The following is a 15913-nucleotide window of genomic DNA, read 5'->3' as shown; positions in this document are numbered from 1 at the left end:
AAAGCTAATGGGTAAGATAACAGCAGCTATTACGGGTGTGGGACAGTACCTTCCGGAATATATCCTCACCAACGACGAATTGAGCCGGATGGTCGACACCAACGACGAGTGGATCATGTCGCATACGGGTATCAAGACGCGCCATATCCTCAAGGGCGAGGGTATCGGCAGCTCCTACATGGGCGCCCGTGCGGTCATCAATTTGTTGGATAAGACGGGGGTGGACCCCATGGAGATCGACGTGGTGATCTGCGCCACGGTGACCCCCGACATGTTCTTCCCCTCGACGGGTAACTTGATCGCCGACCAGGCTGGTTGCAAGAACGCCTTTGCGTTCGATGTTTCGGCAGCTTGCAGCGGCTTCCTGTTCGCCCTGACCACCGGCGCGAAGTTCATCGAGGCCGGCACGAGCAAGAAGGTCATCGTCGTGGGCGCCGACAAAATGTCGTCGATCGTCGACTATACCGACCGTTCGACCTGCCCGCTCTTCGGCGACGCTGCCGCCGCCGTGCTGCTGGAAGCCAATACCGAAGGTTTCGGAGTCGTGGATTCGATCCTGCATTCCGACGGCTCGGGCGAGATGCAGCTCTACATGAAGGCGGGCGGTTCGCGCTACCCGGCTTCGGTCGAAACCGTGCAGAACAACTGGCACACGATCATGTGGGACGGCCACGCCGTGTTCAAGGCTGCCGTGTCGAAGATGTCCGACGTTTCGGTGGAGATGATGGAGCGTCACAACCTCAAGGGCGAGGATATCCGTTTCCTGGTTCCCCATCAGGCCAACCTGCGCATCATCGACGCCACGGCGCGCCGTATGGGCATCACGCAGGACAAGTGCATGATCAACATCGACCGCAACGGTAATACCACGGCCGCCACGATTCCTTCGTGTCTTTGCGACTACGAGAGCCAGTTGCGCAAGGGCGACAACCTCATTCTGTCGGCTTTCGGCGGCGGATATACCTGGGGTGCGACCTATGTGAAGTGGGCCTACGACGGCCTGAAGGCATAAGCGGGGCGATCCCCGGCAAAAGGCGGAAACCGATGTTTCCGCCTTTTTTTGTTCGTTTTCGCGGAATTTTTTTATCTTTGGAGCCGTAACGCCCCTTTTATATCAGTAGGCGGTTTTACGGAATCTTGTACGGTTCTGTTTTGCAACCCATTCGACTTTTTCGTATCTTTGTTGAGCTAAACCCATTGCCGATGAACCGTCTGAACCGTATTTTTCACAACAAACAGATCAAACTGTTTTGGTTCCTGCGGAGTTTCGCGCGTTACCTTACGCCGAAACGGTTGTTGCAGTCCCGTCTGGACCGGGTACTCGCCGAGGCGGAACGCCGCCCCGACTGGGAGTACATCTGTCGGCGGGCGGATTATTACAACAAACTGTCGCCTGCGCCTGCGACCCCCCCCCGCGAAGGGCTGCGTCCGTTAGGCGACCACAAGTTCCGTCGGGGCGTCAAGACGGCCTATTTCTTCGATACCTACGAGTTCACCCGCTGGTTCAGCGACCGCCTGCTGTGGAATACCGTTCCCGGGGACGTGACGACGGTTCCCGACGTGCCGTCGATCGTCAAGAGCAGGCCGATCTGCGGCGACAACGCCAATTCGGTGCTGCTGAACCTCGACAAGGTCCGCCATTTCATCTTCCTGCGGGACGACATTCCGTTCCGGAAGAAGTCGGACAAGGCGATTTTCCGGCTGGCGATCACGCGGCGTCCCCACCGCGAACGTTTCATGCGCATGTATTTCGGTTCGGAGTGCTGCGATGCCGGCATCTCGACGCCCCGTCCCGAATATCCCCCGGAGTGGACCAAACCCCATATTTCGATGTACGACCACCTGAACTACAAGTTCATTCTGGCGATCGAGGGCTACGACGTGGCGACGAACCTCAAGTGGATCATGTCGTCGAACTCGCTGGCCGTGATGCCCCGTCCGACCTACGAGACGTGGTTCATGGAGGGCACGCTCATCCCCGGTTACCACTACGTCGAGATCCGGCCCGACTATTCCGACCTCGAAGAGCGGATGCGCTACTACATCGAGCATCCGGACGAGGCCGAGGCGATCATCGCGCATGCGCACGAATACGTCGCGCAGTTCCGCGACCGCCGGCGCGAAAAGATCATTTCACTGCTGGTCTTGCAGAATTATTTCCGGCGCACCGGGCAGCGCTGATTCCCGGCATTTCAGTTTCCTTTCGGATTCGGGCCGTAATTTCGCCCGTCTGAAAGACGGGTTTCGGAGGGCGGTGGCGGGCCGCGGGTTTCAAGACCGGATTTTCGCCCCTCCCCCTGTCCCGAGAAACGAGAAAAAGGAGTGTATTATGAAGATACTCATTGTTGAAGACGAACCCTCCCTGCGGGAGATCATGGTCCGGACGCTGACCCGGGAGCAGTACGTCGTCGAGCAGGCCGCCGATTACGCCGCGGCGCTCGACAAGATCGCCGCATACGACTACGACTGCATCCTGCTGGACATCATGCTGCCCGGCGGCAGCGGCCTGCGGCTGCTCGAAGAGCTGAAGAGGCGTCGCAGCCCGGCTGCGGTGATCATCATTTCGGCCCGCGATTCCCTCGACGACAAGATCGAGGGGTTGGAACTCGGCGCCGACGACTACCTTCCCAAGCCGTTCCACCTGGCGGAATTGAGCGCCCGCATCCGCAGCGTCCTGCGCCGTCACCAGCGCGGCGGTTACGAGAGCCTCGACGCGGGCAACGTGCGCCTGTGGCCCGACAGCCGCCGGGTCGAGGTGGCGGGCCGCGAGGTGGAGCTGCTGCGCAAGGAGTACGACATCCTCCACTACTTCATGTCCCGCCCCAACCACACGGTCGACAAGACCGCGCTGGCCGAAGGGGTCTGGGGCGACCATATCGACCAGGCCGACAATTTCGATTTCGTCTATGCGCAGATGAAGAACCTGCGCCGCAAGCTCCACGATGCGGGCGCCGACATCGAGATCCGCGCAGTCTACGGCTTCGGCTATAAACTCGTACAGCCGTGAAACTGGTTTACCGCATCCTGCTGCACCTTTCGTGGGCGCTGTCGCTGCTTCTGGCGGCATGGGCCGTGTTGTTTTACTTCACGCTGATCGACGAGATCAACGACGAGGTGGACGACGCGCTCGAAGCTCGTGCCGAAGTGATCGTCAAGCGGGTTCTGGCCGGACGGGAGCTTCCCGTTCCGGCGGACGAGGGCAACAACGGCTATTTCCTGCACGAAGTGTCGCCCCAATATGCCGCCGCACAGCACCACGAACGCTATTCCGACGAGGAGATTTTCATTCCCGAACGCGACGACAAGGAGCCGGCCCGCGTGCTGCGCAAGGTGTTCCGCGACGGCGCGGGGCAATGGCGCGAACTGACGGTGATGACTCCGACCATCGAGAAGGACGACCTCCGGGAGTCGATCCTCCGGTGGATGGTCTGCCTCTACCTCTTCCTGCTGCTGATGATCCTGCTGGTCACGGTCATCGTGCTCTACCGCACGATGCGGCCGCTCTACGCCCTGCTGCGGTGGCTCGACGGTTACACCGTGGGGGCGCGGAATGCGCCGCTGGCCGTCGAGACCTCCGTCACGGAGTTCCGGAAACTCAACGATGCCGCGCGCCGCTATGCCGAGCGGGCCGAGTCGTCGTTCGAGCGGCAGAAACAGTTCATCGGCAACGCCTCGCACGAGATGCAGACTCCGCTGGCGGTCTGCCGCAACCGGTTGGAAATGCTGGTCGACGATGCGCATGCGCTCACCGGGGAGCAGTTGGGCGAGATCGCCAAGGTGCAGCGGACGCTGGACTACCTCGTGCGGCTCAACCGTTCGCTGCTGCTGCTGTCGAAGATCGACAACGGCCAGTTCCCCGAGGCCGAAGAGGTCGACGTGAACGCACTGGTGCGCCGCACGGCCGAGGACATGGAGGAGATTTACGCCTACCGCAGCATGCGCTTTGCGCTCGTGGACGAGGGGCCGCTCACGGCGCGGATGAATCCGTCGCTGGCCGGGAGCGTGGTCGCCAACCTGCTGAAAAACGCATTCGTTCACGGCGACGAGGGCGGCGAGGTGACGGTGCGCGTCGCTCCGCGTCGCTTCACGGTCTGCAACAGCGGTGCGGGCGGTCCGCTCGACGCCGGGCGTATCTTCGACCGGTTCTATCAGGGAACGAAGAAGGAGGGTTCTACGGGGCTGGGCCTTGCCGTGGTCGACGCAGTCTGCCGTCTCTACGGGTTGAAGGTGTCCTATTCTTATAAGGAGGGGCGGCATTGCTTCGCGGTCGATTTCCCGGCGTGAAAAAAATGCAGGAAATCCGCTTTTTTCAGATTCGTTTCAGTTTCGGGCCGCAACTTTGCAGTACGAAATTCAATTAAAACACTACGATTATGAAAAAGTTCACGATTCTTCTCGCTTCGCTGGCCGTCATGGCCTCTTCGGTTCCCGCTTTCGCCGGTAAAGACCGGATCATCACCGTCGGCGAACTTCCCGCCGTTGCGCAACAGTTCGTCCAGACCCACTTCAAGGCTGTCGAGGTCTCCTACGCCAAAGTCGACGAGGAGCTGTTCGACAAGGATTACAAGGTGGTCTTCGTCAACGGCTCGAAGGTCGAGTTCGCCAAGGACGGAGCGTGGAAGGAGGTCGACTGCAAGTACGGCGAGGTTCCCGCAGCCATCGTTCCGCAGCAGATCCGCGACTATGTCGCCAAGAACTTCGCAGGCCGCAAGATCGTCTCGATCGACCGCGACAAGCGCGACTGGGAGGTGAAGCTCGACAACGGTCTCGACCTGAAATTCGACCTTCAGTTCCGCCTGATCGAGATCGACGACTGATCCGCATTCCGCTGAAAACCATCCGACGGCGCCCGAATACGTATTCGGACGCCGTCTATTTTGTTTTATAATGTCTCGCCATTTCGATATAAAATAATTTGATGACTATTTTGATACAAATCACGAAAAACTATTGTATATTTGTATCACGAACGATGATAAACCGCAAACTTAAAACAATACAGTTATGTTAAGCAAGAAATTACACGAAGCGATGAACGCGCAGATCAATGCCGAGCTTTGGTCGGCCTATCTCTATCTTTCGATGTCGATGGACGCCGAGGCCAAGGGGCTGAAGGGTGTCGCCAACTGGTTCTACGTACAGTTCCAGGAGGAGCAGGACCATGCGCGGATCTTTATGAACTACATTCTCTCGCGCGACGCCGAGGTGAAGCTGCTCCCGATCGAGGAGGTGCGCACTGCTTGGACTTCGCCGCTGGAGATGTTCCAGGACACGCTGGTCCATGAGAAGGAGGTTACGGCCATGATCAACAATCTGGCCGCCATCGCCGCCGAGGACAAGGATTACGCTTCGTCGAACATGCTCGTCTGGTTCGTCGACGAGCAGGTCGAGGAGGAGGAGTCGGCACGCGAGATGATCACCGCCTGCGAGGCCGTCGAAGGCAACAAGTTCGGGCTGTACATGCTCGACAAGGAGCTGGCCGCCCGCACCTACACGCAGGCTTCGCCGCTGGCGACCGCCAACGCATAAACGAAAGTTTTTGTCATAGTTATTTATAGTGGGTCCGGCCTCCGAAAGGGGGCCGGATTTTTTGGTTAGTCGGATTATTTGACTATCTTCGCAATAGAAAATAGAAACAAAGGTTAAGACAAACCTTTATACCTACAGTAAACCGTTACCTGTTGTAGAAATACGGCAGTTTTTATGATGGTGTAATATTTGTCTGAAACTTGAGCCTTGTCCCTGCCCGTTCGGGTGGGGGACAGGCTTGGGCGTAAGGGCAACTACCATCATAAGGCTGTAACGGGCCGACTGTAGGGGTTGTACCTGCGTCCTTGCTTTTTTATAGGAGGACTGCCCTGCGGGCGGCGGCGTGAGAACGGACCAGGTACATGACTGGAAATAACCGTCACCCGGCAAAAATGCACCGGAACAATACGGCTGTCGTCTTTTTCAGCCGCCATATTTGGAGTTTCCCGACATTTTTCCGAAATTTAACCGATCGGACCGCGCCGGACATCCGGCACAGCGGAAACCGCTTCGGCAGACTATGCCTAAACCTTAAAAACAGAGATAACCGATGAAGAAAATCCTCTTATGCTGGCTGGCCGCGGCGACGGCGCTGACGGCCGGCGCGCAGAGCAACGAATGGCAGGACGCCGGCGTGAATGCCGTGAACCGAATGCCGATGCATGGCTCCTGGTTCGCGTACGAATCGCCGGAAGCCGCACAAACGGGCGACAAGACCCTCTCGGAGCGGTTCGTCACGCTGAACGGAAACTGGAAATTCAACTGGGTGCGCGACGCCGACCAGCGACCGACGGACTTTTTCCGCGTCGGCTACAACGACAAAGGCTGGAACGACATGCCCGTGCCGGGACTCTGGGAGCTGAACGGATACGGCGATCCGGTCTACCTCAACGTCGGTTACGCCTGGCGGGGCTGGTTCAAAAACGATCCGCCGCACGTTCCCGTCGAGCAGAACCACGTGGGTTCCTACCGCCGTACGGTCGACATCCCCGCGGCATGGGCCGGCAGGCAGATCGTCGCGCATTTCGGCTCGGTGACGTCGAACATCTACCTCTGGGTCAACGGCCGCTATGTGGGTTACAGCGAGGACAGCAAGCTGGAGGCCGAGTTCGACCTGACGCCCTACGTGAAACCCGGCCGGAATCTCATCGCGTTCCAGGTCTTCCGCTGGTGCGACGGCACATACCTCGAAGATCAGGACTTCTTCCGCCTTTCGGGCGTGGGCCGCGACTGCTACCTCTACGCGCGCGACAAACGGCAAATTACGGACATTCAGGTCGACGCCGCGCCTTCGGCCAACTACACCGCGGGAACGGTAGCCGTCAAAGCCTTCTTCCCCAGGCAGGCGCGGGGATGCAGCGTCGAACTGGCGCTCACCGACGCCCAAGGGCGCAGCGTCGCGTCGCAGCAGCTGCGCGTCACGAAGGACGAGGAGCGCTGCACGCTCGACGCCGGGAAAGTCGCCCTGTGGAGCGCCGAGACGCCCGTGCTGTACGGACTGACGGCGACGCTCCGCGCGCCGGCGGGCGAAGTGATCGAGGTCATTCCGCTCCGGATCGGATTCCGCGACGTGAAGATCGAGGGCGGGCAGCTGCTCGTCAACGGCCGGCCGGTGCTGATCAAGGGCGCCAACCGGCATGAGATGGACCCCGACTACGGCTATTACGTCTCCGAGGGGCGCATGCTGGAGGACATCCGCATCATGAAGGAGAACAACATCAACGCCGTGCGCACGTGCCACTACCCCGACGACGCCCGCTGGTACTCGCTCTGCGACCAATACGGACTCTACGTCGTGGCCGAGGCCAATATCGAGTCGCACGGCATGGGTTACGGCGAAAAGACGCTGGCCAAGAATCCGCTCTACGCCAAGGCGCATCTGGAGCGCAACGAACGCAACGTGCAGCGCAGCATCAACCATCCGTCGGTCATCATCTGGTCGCTGGGCAACGAAGCGGGCGACGGGCCGAACTTCGACGCCTGCTACGACTGGATCAAGGCTTACGACCCCTCGCGGCCGATTCACCACGAACGGGCCGTCTATTCGCCCGGCAGCCGCAACACGGACATTATCTGCCCGATGTACTGGGGCTACGAGCGGTGTGAGAAATACCTCGCCGAGAATCCCGCCAAACCGCTGATCCAGTGCGAATACGCCCACGCTATGGGCAACTCGATGGGCGGATTCAGGGAGTACTGGGAGCTGATCCGCCGCGAACCGAAATACCAGGGCGGATTCATCTGGGATTTCGTGGACCAGTCGCTGCGCAAGAAAGGCCGCAACGGCGTGACGGTCTACGGCTACGGAGGCGACTGGAATCCCTACGATCCCTCGGACCAGAACTTCTGCGACAACGGCCTGATCGGTCCCGACCGCATTCCGAACCCCCACATGGAGGAGGTGCGCTACTACTACCAGTCGGTCTGGACCTCGTGGGCCGGCGATGCGGGGAATACGGTCGAGGTCCTCAACGAAAATTTCTTCCGCGGCCTCGAAAACTACGACCTCCATTGGGAGGTGCTCTGCGACGGGACGCCCCTCCGCCGGGGCGTCGTCGACGGACTGAAAGCCGCGCCGCAGCAGCGCGTGCGCATCACGCTCCCCTACGATCCGGCCACGCTGCCCGCGGCGGGCGAACTGCTGCTCGACGTGGCCTACAAACTCAAGACGGCCGAAGGCATCCTGCCCGCGGGCCACACCGCGGCGCGCGCCCAGCTGCCGATCCGCGAATACGTCTTCACGGCTCCCGCGGCGAAATCCGCAGCCGAAGGTGAATCGCTCTTCGTTGCGGACAACCACAAAGACTTCCTGATCGTCGCGGGCAACGGCCTGCGGCTCGACTTCAGCCGCAAGACGGGCTTCATCACCCGTTACGAAGTCCGCGGGCTCGACTTCCTGGCCGACGGCTCCACGCTGCGCCCCAACTTTTGGCGCGCGCCGACCGACAACGACTTCGGCGCCGGACTGCAACACAAAATGGCCGTCTGGAAACAGCCGGAGATGAAACTCAAGACGCTCACCCATGCCGAGGCCGACGGCATCGTCACGGTGAAGGCCGGCTATGAAATGCCCGGGGTGCAGGCCACGCTGGAGATCGAATACGCCGTCGACAACACGGGCGCCGTCACGATCGCACAGTCGCTGCACGCCACGCCGGGGGCCCAAGTTCCCGACATGTTCCGCTTCGGCATGCGCTTCGAGATGCCCGAGGCGTTCGACCGCCTGCAATACTACGGCCGCGGACCGGGCGAGAACTACGCCGACCGCAAATCGTCGGCCTTCGTGGGACTTTACCGCCAGAACGTCGACGAGCAGTTCCACCCCTACATCCGCCCGCAGGAGACCGGCACGAAGAGCGACCTGCGCTGGTGGCACCTCGCGGACATCGGCGGACGGGGTCTTACGGTGACCTCCGACGCTCCGTTCTCCGCCTCGGCGCTTCACTACCCGCAGGAGTCGCTCGACGAAGGCCCCGCAAAACGGCAGGGACACTCGCCCGAGGTCGAAAAGCAGAAGAACGTTTCGGTATGCCTCGACAAGGTGCAGTACGGACTGGCGTGCGTCAACTCGTGGGGCGCGCTGCCGCTGCCCGAATACCGGATTCCCTACGCCGACTACACGTTCCGCCTGAAGATCGCGCCTGCGACCCGCCTATAAGCCGCGCCACACGCCCGAAGGCCGGAGTCCCCCGCGGATTCCGGCCTTTTTATCGGCCGCAGGACTTGCCGGGGAGACAAAAAATGCGCATCTTTGTCGTCCGTTAAACGATCCCGAACATGTTATACACCGAAGATACGCGCATCGAAGCGCTGGCCGTACACGTCGTCGGCAACAAATCGAAGGACGAACCCCTGACGGTCTCGCCCGAACTCTCGGCACAGGTCGCCGACGAAGGGCTGATGCGCACGCTCACGGCCTATTTCCTCGGCGGCTTCAAGAGCGAGGAGTGCTACAACCTCCACCACGAGACCGACCTCGGGTGCAACGAGGTCTGGAACTTCGCATGCAGGATCTTCGACGACCCGGAGGCGCTCCTCGAACATTCGGTGAGCCTGGCCAAGCACCTCTACGAGAGCGGCATGCACCCGCAGATCAAGGGCGGCGAATTTTACACGGCCTACTTTTCGGACTGCAATTTCGGCGGCGAACGCTGCGACGCGCTGGGGCTGTTCAAGTCCGAGACGCGCGACACGTTCCTCGACGTCGAACAGCAGGCCGGAGGGGTGCACATCGCGGCCCGCGAAGGCATCGACATCAAACGGCTGGACAAGGGAGCCGTCATTTTCAACACGGAACGCGAGGAGGGGTTTGCGGTCTTCGTCGTCGACAACACCAACCGCACCGAAGCACGCTACTGGATCGACGACTTCCTGCGCGTGCGCCAGCGGCAGGACAACTACCACAATACGCACAACACGCTGGCGATGTGCAAGAAATACGTCACGAAACACCTCTCGAAGGAGTTCGAGGTGTCGAAGGCCGACCAGGCCGAGCTGCTCAACGAGACGATGAAGTATTTCCAGGAGCAGGAGAGCTTTTCGATGGACGATTTTTCGGAGAAGGTGATCCGCCAGCCGGAGGTCGTGGAGAGCTTCACGCGCTTCCGCCAGGAGTACGAACAGGACCGCGACATCCGCATCGAGGACGAATTCGGCATCTCGGATTCAGCCGTCAAGAAGCAGGCGCGGTCGTACAAGAGCGTCATCAAACTCGACCGCAATTTCCACATCTACGTCCACGGCAACCGCAACCTGCTGGAGCAGGGCGAGGACGAGAAGGGCAAGTTCTACAAAGTCTATTACGAAGAGGAGGAGTAGGACTACCCGAGCATGCCGCCCAGCACCAAACCGAACAGCACGAGGAACAACGCCCAGTGGCACAGCCGGAGGTAATGACGCCCTCCGGCTTTTTCACACAGCAGCGACACCAGCCAGAAGACGCACCAGCCGCCGAACACCAGCAGCAGCAGGAGTTCGAGCGCGAAATTGCGCGGCAGGACGCCCGTCCCCAGCAGCAAAAGAAAAGCCGCGCAGAGGAACAGGTCCACTGAAATCATCTGAACGCCGCAGCGGCCCATCAGCCACGCCTCGTAAGCTCCGGAAGGGGCCGTTGCCGCATCAGGGCGCGCCGCCGAGTAGAAGCGGTTGCCTGAAAACACGTGTACGAAGAATGCGGCGGCGAGCAACGCTCCGGCCGCCAGAAACCATCCGTTCATCATCATCCCATTTTACGGTAAATACACTCCGGCATGTGCCGGATCAGCCACGCAGGCAGCCGCCAGCGGCGTGTGACGACCGCCACGCTACGGCGGCGGCGGATGGCCCGCACGATCCCCTCCACGACCCGGTCGACGGGCATCACCCAGAACAGCCCCTCGCCCTTGGCCATCTCCGTCGCGACGAATCCCGGACGGATGTCGGTCACCGGGAGGGGCAGTCCGGACTTCGCAGCCCGCTGCCGCAGGCCCTCGGCATAGTTGATCTGATAGGCTTTCGAGGCGTTGTAGGCCGGAGCCGCACCGCCGCCGCGCAGGCCCCCGACCGACGTGATGACGACCAGATGGCCGCCGCCCCGCTCCTCGAAACGGCCGTAGGCCCAGTCGACCGCCGCGGTCCAGCCCACGACGTTGGTGCGGATGGCCGGCTCTTCCAGCGCATAGTCCAGTCCGGGATTCAGGTCGCCGGTTCCGGCGCTGACCACGCACAAATCCATGCCGCCCAGCTCTCCGGCGAGGCGTTCCAGCGCCGCACAGGCGGCGGCAGGGTCCATGATGTCGGCCGCGGCGTAACAAAAGCTGCCCGGACGGCTGGCCGCCAGCTCCTCCAGCAACGCCTCGCGCCGCCCGGTCACGCCGACCCGGTATCCCTCGGCCGCAAGGCGTTCGGCCAACGCCCGGCCGATGCCGGAAGTGGCCCCGATGACAATCGCTCGTTTCATGGAAACAAAGTTAACGGGTGCGCCCCAAAAAAACGTTGACGCAGATCAAGAAATCAGCGGACACGGCGGCGGATGCGGCTCAACGTCTCGGGACGCACGCCCAGATAGGAGGCCAGTTCCCGCAGGGGAACGAGCTGCAACACGTCGGGACAACGCTCCGTCAGGGCCTCGTAGCGTTGCTGCGGCGAGGCGGCATAGCGGTCCAGCAGACGTTCGTAAACCTCGGCCAGCATGTGTTCGGCCAGCCTGCGGCCCAGCCGCTCGCAGGCGGCATCGGTGCGGTAGAAGGTTTCGAGCCGTTCGCCGGGAACAAGCAGGGCCTCGGCGCCGCACATCGCCCCGATCGTCACCTGCGACGGCGCATCGACGCACATCGAGATATAGTCGCCGACGAACTCTCCGGCAAAGGCGTAACCCACGACATGCTCCTCTCCCGCGGCGTCGGCGTGCACGTAACGGAAAGCGCCCTGCACGACCAGTCCGCAGCGGTGGCTGCGGAGTCCCTGCCCGGAGAGGCGTTCGCCGCGGGCGAAACGCCGTACGACGCCCTCGCGGCGGATAAAGGCGGCGAGTTCCGAAAATTCGGCCTCCGTTATGTAGCGGTTGAAATTCACGGCTGTAAAGATAATCCATCAATTTGGGAGAACCAAACGAAGGCATCAAACATGCTCTGCCTCGCGGCCTTCGCGCTGCTTTGGATCGCCGGTCCCGGGCGGTATGCCGCCGGCAGCCGGATCGCCCGGCGGCTCTGCACCCGGCCCCCTGAAAGCCATTCGCACGCCGTCGGCACGCCACCTCGCAGACAAACGCCGCTCCGCTGGCCCGGATTTTGCCGCCCGGAAAGAAAAACCACACCGTCATGGCTCCGAAAACCAAAACTCCCGACCGGCTCACCGTCGAAGAACGCCGCGAACTCCCCGCATCGGCGTTCGGAATCCCCGAAACGCGCGAATTCCCGCTCGTCGACGCAGCGCACATCCGCGCGGCGGAAGCCTATTTCCGTTACGCGCCCGACGACAGGAAAGCCGCCCTGGCGCGCCGCATTCTCGCCCGCGCCCGCGAAATGGGCGTCGACGTCCGCAGCCGTGTGATCCGCGGCTGGGCCGGGGAGGCGTAGGAACCGAAAAAATCGCTATCTTTGTCTGCACGGGCCGCCGAAAGCCCCGTGCGGATAGATATGGAAACAATCACCGAATTTCTCATCGACTGGGGCTACTGGGGCCTCTTCCTCTCGGCGCTGATCGCCGGAAGCGTCCTGCCTTTCAGCTCCGAGGCGGTGATGGTGGTGCTCGCAGGCATGGGGCTTGATCCCGTGGGATGCGTCGTCGCGGCCGCGCTGGGCAACACGCTCGGCGGCATGACCTGCTACTGGATCGGGACGCTGGGCAAGACCGAATGGATCACCCGGCTGGGTGTCTCGACGCGCCAACTGGCCCGGGCGCGGAAATTCCTCTCGGGACGCGGGGCGCTGATGGCCTTCTTCGCCTTCCTGCCCACCATCGGCGAGGCCATCGCCATCGTGCTGGGACTGATGCGCAGCAACGTGTGGCTGACCGGCAGCGCGATGCTCGCGGGCAAGACCCTGCGTTACATTGTCGTACTGGCGACCTTCCGGGGCGCCCTATCCCTTTTCTGATATGGAAATTCGCAAAACCGAAACCCCTTCGCGGGAACTGTTGCTGCTGGCCGACGAGGTCGAAGCCTCGGTGGCCGACTACATCGGCCGCGGAACGTGCTACGCCGCCTGCGACGACGGCCGGATCGTCGGACAGTACGTGCTGATCCACACGCGGCCCTTCACGGCCGAGGTCGTGAATATCGCCGTCGTGCCCGACCGTCAGCGGCAGGGCATCGCCACGGCCCTTTTGGCCCACGCCGTCGACACGGCCCGCCGGGCGGGGTTCCGCCTGCTCGAAATCGGCACGGGCAATTCGGGATTCGGGCAGATCGCCCTCTACGAACGCTGCGGATTCGTCCGCTGCGGCATCGACGTAGACTATTTCCGCAAGCACAGCCCTACGCCGATCTTCGAAAACGGCGTGGAGTGCCGCCACATGGTGCGCCTGCGCATGGAGTTCATGTAACCATGTCCGTTTCGTGGAACCCCTGGCACGGATGCCGGAAAATCAGCGAAGGCTGCCGCAACTGCTATGTCTACCGGCAGGACAGCCGCCACGACAAAGACAGCCGCGAAGTGCGGCAGACGGCGATGTTCGACCGTCCGGTGCGCCGTAGCCGCGACGGACGGTTCAAGGTCCCCGCCGGCGAGATGGTCTACACCTGCTTCACATCGGATTTTCTGCTGGAGGAGGCCGACGCCTGGCGTGCCGAGGCCTGGGAGATGATGCGCATCCGCCACGACCTGCGGTTCCTCTTCTTCACCAAGCGCATTGACCGGCTGGCCGCCGTACTGCCGCCCGACTGGGGCGACGGATATGAGAATGTCGTCATCGGCTGCACGGTCGAAAATCAGGCGATGGCCGATTACCGGCTGCTGCTGTTCCTCGCGACGCCGGTCCGCCACCGGCTCATCGTCTGCGCCCCGCTGCTGGGACCGCTCGACATCGCACGCTATCTCTCGCCCGCCGTCGAGGAGGTCTCGGCGGGCGGCGAATCGGGCAACGAGGCCCGGCCGTGCGACTACGCCTGGGTGCTCGGGCTGCGTGAACAGTGCGTGGCGGCAGACATCTCCTTCTGCTTCCACCAGACCGGGGCGCGGTTCGTAAAAGACGGGCGCATGTACCGCATCCACCGCCGTTACCAGCACTCGCAGGCCCGCAAAGCGGGAATCGACTATCGGCTCAAACGCTAAAAAGACGTGCGGAAGGAACCCGGTCCGGCGAACAAACAGTGACGCCTCATTTTGCTTTGTCCGGAAATTCCATGAAGAATCTCCCAAAAGCCGGACCGGGTTACAGTCCGATGCAGAAAAGCGTTGTAACTCGTTAATTTTCTGTTAGTTACGATGTTAACAGATGCCGCAAAAAGGCACGCTGTAAAGAGGCGGCAAAACCTTGTTTGACGCTTCATTTCAGAGGTCCGATATTCTCGGAAAAATGTAAAACCCGGGTTCGGAGTCCGAATTTTGGAGGTTCATTTCCCGCTCCGAACCGGGGATTCATCCGGGAAGAACGAGATCTTTTTTTAAGCCTTGTTTTGGTGCTTTTTCAGAACCTCCTCTCTGGATTCAAAGTGCTGTTTGCCCGACAAGGCTCGCTCCTCGGCTTTGCGTTGTCGGATGCGTCCGACCCAATCCGGTGCAATTTCAATCGAGACAATCCATACAACCTGCATGAAACAGTACAGCAGAATTTGCACGGGAAACGAAAACTGCGTTTCGGCAGGAAACAGCCAGTTGTACGTTGCCAAAGGGACGAATGCATTGATGATTAACATCAAGGCTTCCGTTTCTCGTTGCCGGCGTGTATATCCGAGGTGTTTCCAGGCGATCAGAATGAAAAGCACGTTGACCCCGAGCAATGTCCAAACGATTGGCCACGGCTTGATAACCGCTGTTTCCGGGTGCGAGTTCATGATGAACCAAGCCGGAATAACAGGAACCAGTCCGTTTATCAGCAGCGTGAAAACCTTGAAAGCCATCGTGAAGCCTATTTGCTCTTGAATCCAAAGTTAGGAAAATATTTCGAATTCTCGCTTTGTTTATGAAAATTGATGCCAATTTTTCTGATTGGCAAATTGTTTGTCGTTCATCTATCACCCCGACGGAGGAGATCGGAAAAGTACAGGTACAGGTAACTCTGAAAAAGAATGTCTAACTTAAAACCGCAATTTGTTATGAGAAGTATCACAACATTCGATCTGCAGTATGCACACCGTTTCTACGGTTTTCAAGGAGAGGCTCAGTATCTCCACGGCCACACGGGAAAGTTGACCATCGAGGTGGAGGATAGCATCGAGGCGGGCGTGAACATGGTTTACCCCTGCAACGAGATTCAGAAGGTAGCGTGGGACGTGCTCCGGAATTTCGACCATACGCTGGTTCTGCGCGAGGATGATCCGCTGCTGCCGGCCGTTCTGGACGTCTACGAGAAGCAGGGCATCCGCAACGGACACCCGCAGAACAAGATGAAGGGCCCGGCCTTCAAGACGGAACTGGCCACGGCCTATCCCGATTGCCGTCTGGTAGTCACGAAGGAGACGTTGACGGTTGAGGGGATGATCAAGATTGTCTACGACCTGCTGAAGGATAAGCTCAACATCGCCAAGATTACCTTCACGAGCGGTGTGAATGCAGCCTCGGCGGAGTTCGTGACCAAGAACGACATCGACCGCTGCCCGCTGTGCGGCGTTGCACTCAACGAGGAGGGTATATGTCCGAAGTGCGGGTATCGCAAGAAGAAGTAGCCGTCACACACTGAGGATAGGGTAGTCGGGTTCCGAATTTCGGAGCCCGACTTTTTTATTCTGTTGGGAATTTCCGGCCGG

17 protein-coding genes are annotated in these 15913 nt (G+C 60.6%); 13 read left to right on the top strand and 4 right to left on the bottom strand.

Features of this window, described 5'->3' with window-relative positions; genetic code table 11:
• The first annotated feature begins 7 nt into the window (after window positions 1-7).
• From DWW03_RS01535 to DWW03_RS01500, 8 genes are all read left to right on the top strand, one after another.
• Entirely contained in the window at window positions 8-1012 is a 1005-nt protein-coding gene (locus DWW03_RS01535; protein ID WP_022062017.1) for a beta-ketoacyl-ACP synthase III, read from the top strand.
• Between the two features lie 191 nt (window positions 1013-1203).
• On the top strand, window positions 1204-2181 hold the full coding sequence (locus DWW03_RS01530) for a glycosyl transferase family 90 (RefSeq protein ID WP_022062016.1): 978 nt from the start codon (window positions 1204-1206) through the stop codon (window positions 2179-2181).
• A 148-nt stretch (window positions 2182-2329) separates the two neighbouring features.
• Window positions 2330-3007 carry a response regulator transcription factor gene (locus DWW03_RS01525; RefSeq protein ID WP_022062015.1) on the top strand — a complete coding sequence of 226 codons (678 nt, stop codon included), beginning with the start codon at window positions 2330-2332 and terminating at the stop codon, window positions 3005-3007.
• The gene (locus DWW03_RS01520) at window positions 3004-4284 is read left to right on the top strand and encodes a sensor histidine kinase (RefSeq protein WP_022062014.1); all 1281 of its coding nucleotides are present in this window, start codon (window positions 3004-3006) and stop codon (window positions 4282-4284) included. Before DWW03_RS01525 ends, DWW03_RS01520 begins: the two co-directional genes overlap by 4 nt.
• An 89-nt stretch (window positions 4285-4373) precedes the next feature.
• Window positions 4374-4817: a PepSY-like domain-containing protein gene (locus DWW03_RS01515; RefSeq protein ID WP_015547470.1), complete on the top strand. Its 444-nt coding sequence runs from the start codon at window positions 4374-4376 to the stop codon at window positions 4815-4817.
• A 187-nt stretch (window positions 4818-5004) separates the two neighbouring features.
• A complete protein-coding gene (locus tag DWW03_RS01510; protein WP_022062013.1) occupies window positions 5005-5529 on the top strand; it encodes a ferritin in 525 nt (174 codons plus the stop codon).
• 550 nt (window positions 5530-6079) lie between these two features.
• The gene (locus DWW03_RS01505; protein WP_118406163.1) at window positions 6080-9187 is read left to right on the top strand and encodes a glycoside hydrolase family 2 TIM barrel-domain containing protein; all 3108 of its coding nucleotides are present in this window, start codon (window positions 6080-6082) and stop codon (window positions 9185-9187) included.
• 119 nt (window positions 9188-9306) lie between these two features.
• The gene (locus tag DWW03_RS01500) at window positions 9307-10347 is read left to right on the top strand and encodes a nucleoid-associated protein (RefSeq protein ID WP_022062009.1); all 1041 of its coding nucleotides are present in this window, start codon (window positions 9307-9309) and stop codon (window positions 10345-10347) included.
• 2 nt (window positions 10348-10349) lie between these two features.
• Here the strand turns inward: DWW03_RS01500 and DWW03_RS01495 are convergent, their stop codons facing one another.
• From DWW03_RS01495 to DWW03_RS01485, 3 genes are read right to left on the bottom strand one after another with little or no spacing between them, the layout of a single operon-like run.
• Window positions 10350-10745 carry a hypothetical protein gene (locus tag DWW03_RS01495; protein WP_022062008.1) on the bottom strand — a complete coding sequence of 132 codons (396 nt, stop codon included), beginning with the start codon at window positions 10743-10745 and terminating at the stop codon, window positions 10350-10352.
• Between the two features lie 2 nt (window positions 10746-10747).
• Window positions 10748-11467: an SDR family NAD(P)-dependent oxidoreductase gene (locus DWW03_RS01490; RefSeq protein ID WP_015547474.1), complete on the bottom strand. Its 720-nt coding sequence runs from the start codon at window positions 11465-11467 to the stop codon at window positions 10748-10750.
• Window positions 11468-11520: 53 nt separating this feature from the next.
• Window positions 11521-12081: a Crp/Fnr family transcriptional regulator gene (locus DWW03_RS01485; protein ID WP_022062006.1), complete on the bottom strand. Its 561-nt coding sequence runs from the start codon at window positions 12079-12081 to the stop codon at window positions 11521-11523.
• Window positions 12082-12326: 245 nt separating this feature from the next.
• Here DWW03_RS01485 and DWW03_RS01480 point away from each other — a divergent pair, with 245 nt between their 5' ends.
• The 4 genes from DWW03_RS01480 to DWW03_RS01465 are packed head-to-tail and all read left to right on the top strand — an operon-like array spanning window position 12327 to window position 14279.
• Window positions 12327-12584, top strand: coding sequence for a hypothetical protein (locus DWW03_RS01480; RefSeq protein ID WP_022062005.1), 258 nt, complete (start codon window positions 12327-12329; stop codon window positions 12582-12584).
• Between the two features lie 60 nt (window positions 12585-12644).
• Window positions 12645-13103, top strand: a complete 459-nt coding sequence (locus DWW03_RS01475; RefSeq protein WP_015547473.1) for a YqaA family protein — start codon at window positions 12645-12647, stop codon at window positions 13101-13103.
• A gap of 1 nt (window position 13104) precedes the next feature.
• On the top strand, window positions 13105-13551 hold the full coding sequence (locus DWW03_RS01470) for a GNAT family N-acetyltransferase (RefSeq protein ID WP_118406162.1): 447 nt from the start codon (window positions 13105-13107) through the stop codon (window positions 13549-13551).
• A gap of 2 nt (window positions 13552-13553) precedes the next feature.
• Window positions 13554-14279 (top strand): DUF5131 family protein, encoded by a 726-nt coding sequence (locus tag DWW03_RS01465; RefSeq protein WP_022062002.1) that lies wholly within the window; start codon window positions 13554-13556, stop codon window positions 14277-14279.
• A 332-nt stretch (window positions 14280-14611) separates the two neighbouring features.
• Here DWW03_RS01465 and DWW03_RS01460 read toward each other — a convergent pair whose 3' ends face one another.
• Window positions 14612-15067 (bottom strand): hypothetical protein, encoded by a 456-nt coding sequence (locus tag DWW03_RS01460; protein ID WP_022062001.1) that lies wholly within the window; start codon window positions 15065-15067, stop codon window positions 14612-14614.
• Window positions 15068-15262: 195 nt separating this feature from the next.
• Here DWW03_RS01460 and DWW03_RS01455 point away from each other — a divergent pair, with 195 nt between their 5' ends.
• Entirely contained in the window at window positions 15263-15832 is a 570-nt protein-coding gene (locus DWW03_RS01455) for a 6-pyruvoyl trahydropterin synthase family protein (protein WP_022062000.1), read from the top strand.
• Window positions 15833-15913 lie beyond the last annotated feature (81 nt).

This window comes from Alistipes sp. AF14-19 (assembly GCF_003461645.1).
Lineage (GTDB): Bacteria > Bacteroidota > Bacteroidia > Bacteroidales > Rikenellaceae > Alistipes > Alistipes shahii.
The sequence above is the reverse complement of the archived record's forward strand: the minus strand, read 5'-3'. Positions and strand labels throughout refer to the sequence as shown.

Coding starts and splice junctions, on each gene's coding strand:
- DWW03_RS01475 (WP_015547473.1), top strand. CDS start 12,645: ATGGAAACAATCACCGAATTTCTCATCGACTGGGGCTACTGGGGCCTC.
- DWW03_RS01515 (WP_015547470.1), top strand. CDS start 4,374: ATGAAAAAGTTCACGATTCTTCTCGCTTCGCTGGCCGTCATGGCCTCT.
- DWW03_RS01500 (WP_022062009.1), top strand. CDS start 9,307: ATGTTATACACCGAAGATACGCGCATCGAAGCGCTGGCCGTACACGTC.
- DWW03_RS01455 (WP_022062000.1), top strand. CDS start 15,263: ATGAGAAGTATCACAACATTCGATCTGCAGTATGCACACCGTTTCTAC.
- DWW03_RS01470 (WP_118406162.1), top strand. CDS start 13,105: ATGGAAATTCGCAAAACCGAAACCCCTTCGCGGGAACTGTTGCTGCTG.
- DWW03_RS01480 (WP_022062005.1), top strand. CDS start 12,327: ATGGCTCCGAAAACCAAAACTCCCGACCGGCTCACCGTCGAAGAACGC.
- DWW03_RS01530 (WP_022062016.1), top strand. CDS start 1,204: ATGAACCGTCTGAACCGTATTTTTCACAACAAACAGATCAAACTGTTT.
- DWW03_RS01460 (WP_022062001.1), bottom strand. CDS start 15,067: ATGGCTTTCAAGGTTTTCACGCTGCTGATAAACGGACTGGTTCCTGTT.
- DWW03_RS01495 (WP_022062008.1), bottom strand. CDS start 10,745: ATGAACGGATGGTTTCTGGCGGCCGGAGCGTTGCTCGCCGCCGCATTC.
- DWW03_RS01490 (WP_015547474.1), bottom strand. CDS start 11,467: ATGAAACGAGCGATTGTCATCGGGGCCACTTCCGGCATCGGCCGGGCG.
- DWW03_RS01525 (WP_022062015.1), top strand. CDS start 2,330: ATGAAGATACTCATTGTTGAAGACGAACCCTCCCTGCGGGAGATCATG.
- DWW03_RS01465 (WP_022062002.1), top strand. CDS start 13,554: ATGTCCGTTTCGTGGAACCCCTGGCACGGATGCCGGAAAATCAGCGAA.
- DWW03_RS01505 (WP_118406163.1), top strand. CDS start 6,080: ATGAAGAAAATCCTCTTATGCTGGCTGGCCGCGGCGACGGCGCTGACG.
- DWW03_RS01510 (WP_022062013.1), top strand. CDS start 5,005: ATGTTAAGCAAGAAATTACACGAAGCGATGAACGCGCAGATCAATGCC.
- DWW03_RS01535 (WP_022062017.1), top strand. CDS start 8: ATGGGTAAGATAACAGCAGCTATTACGGGTGTGGGACAGTACCTTCCG.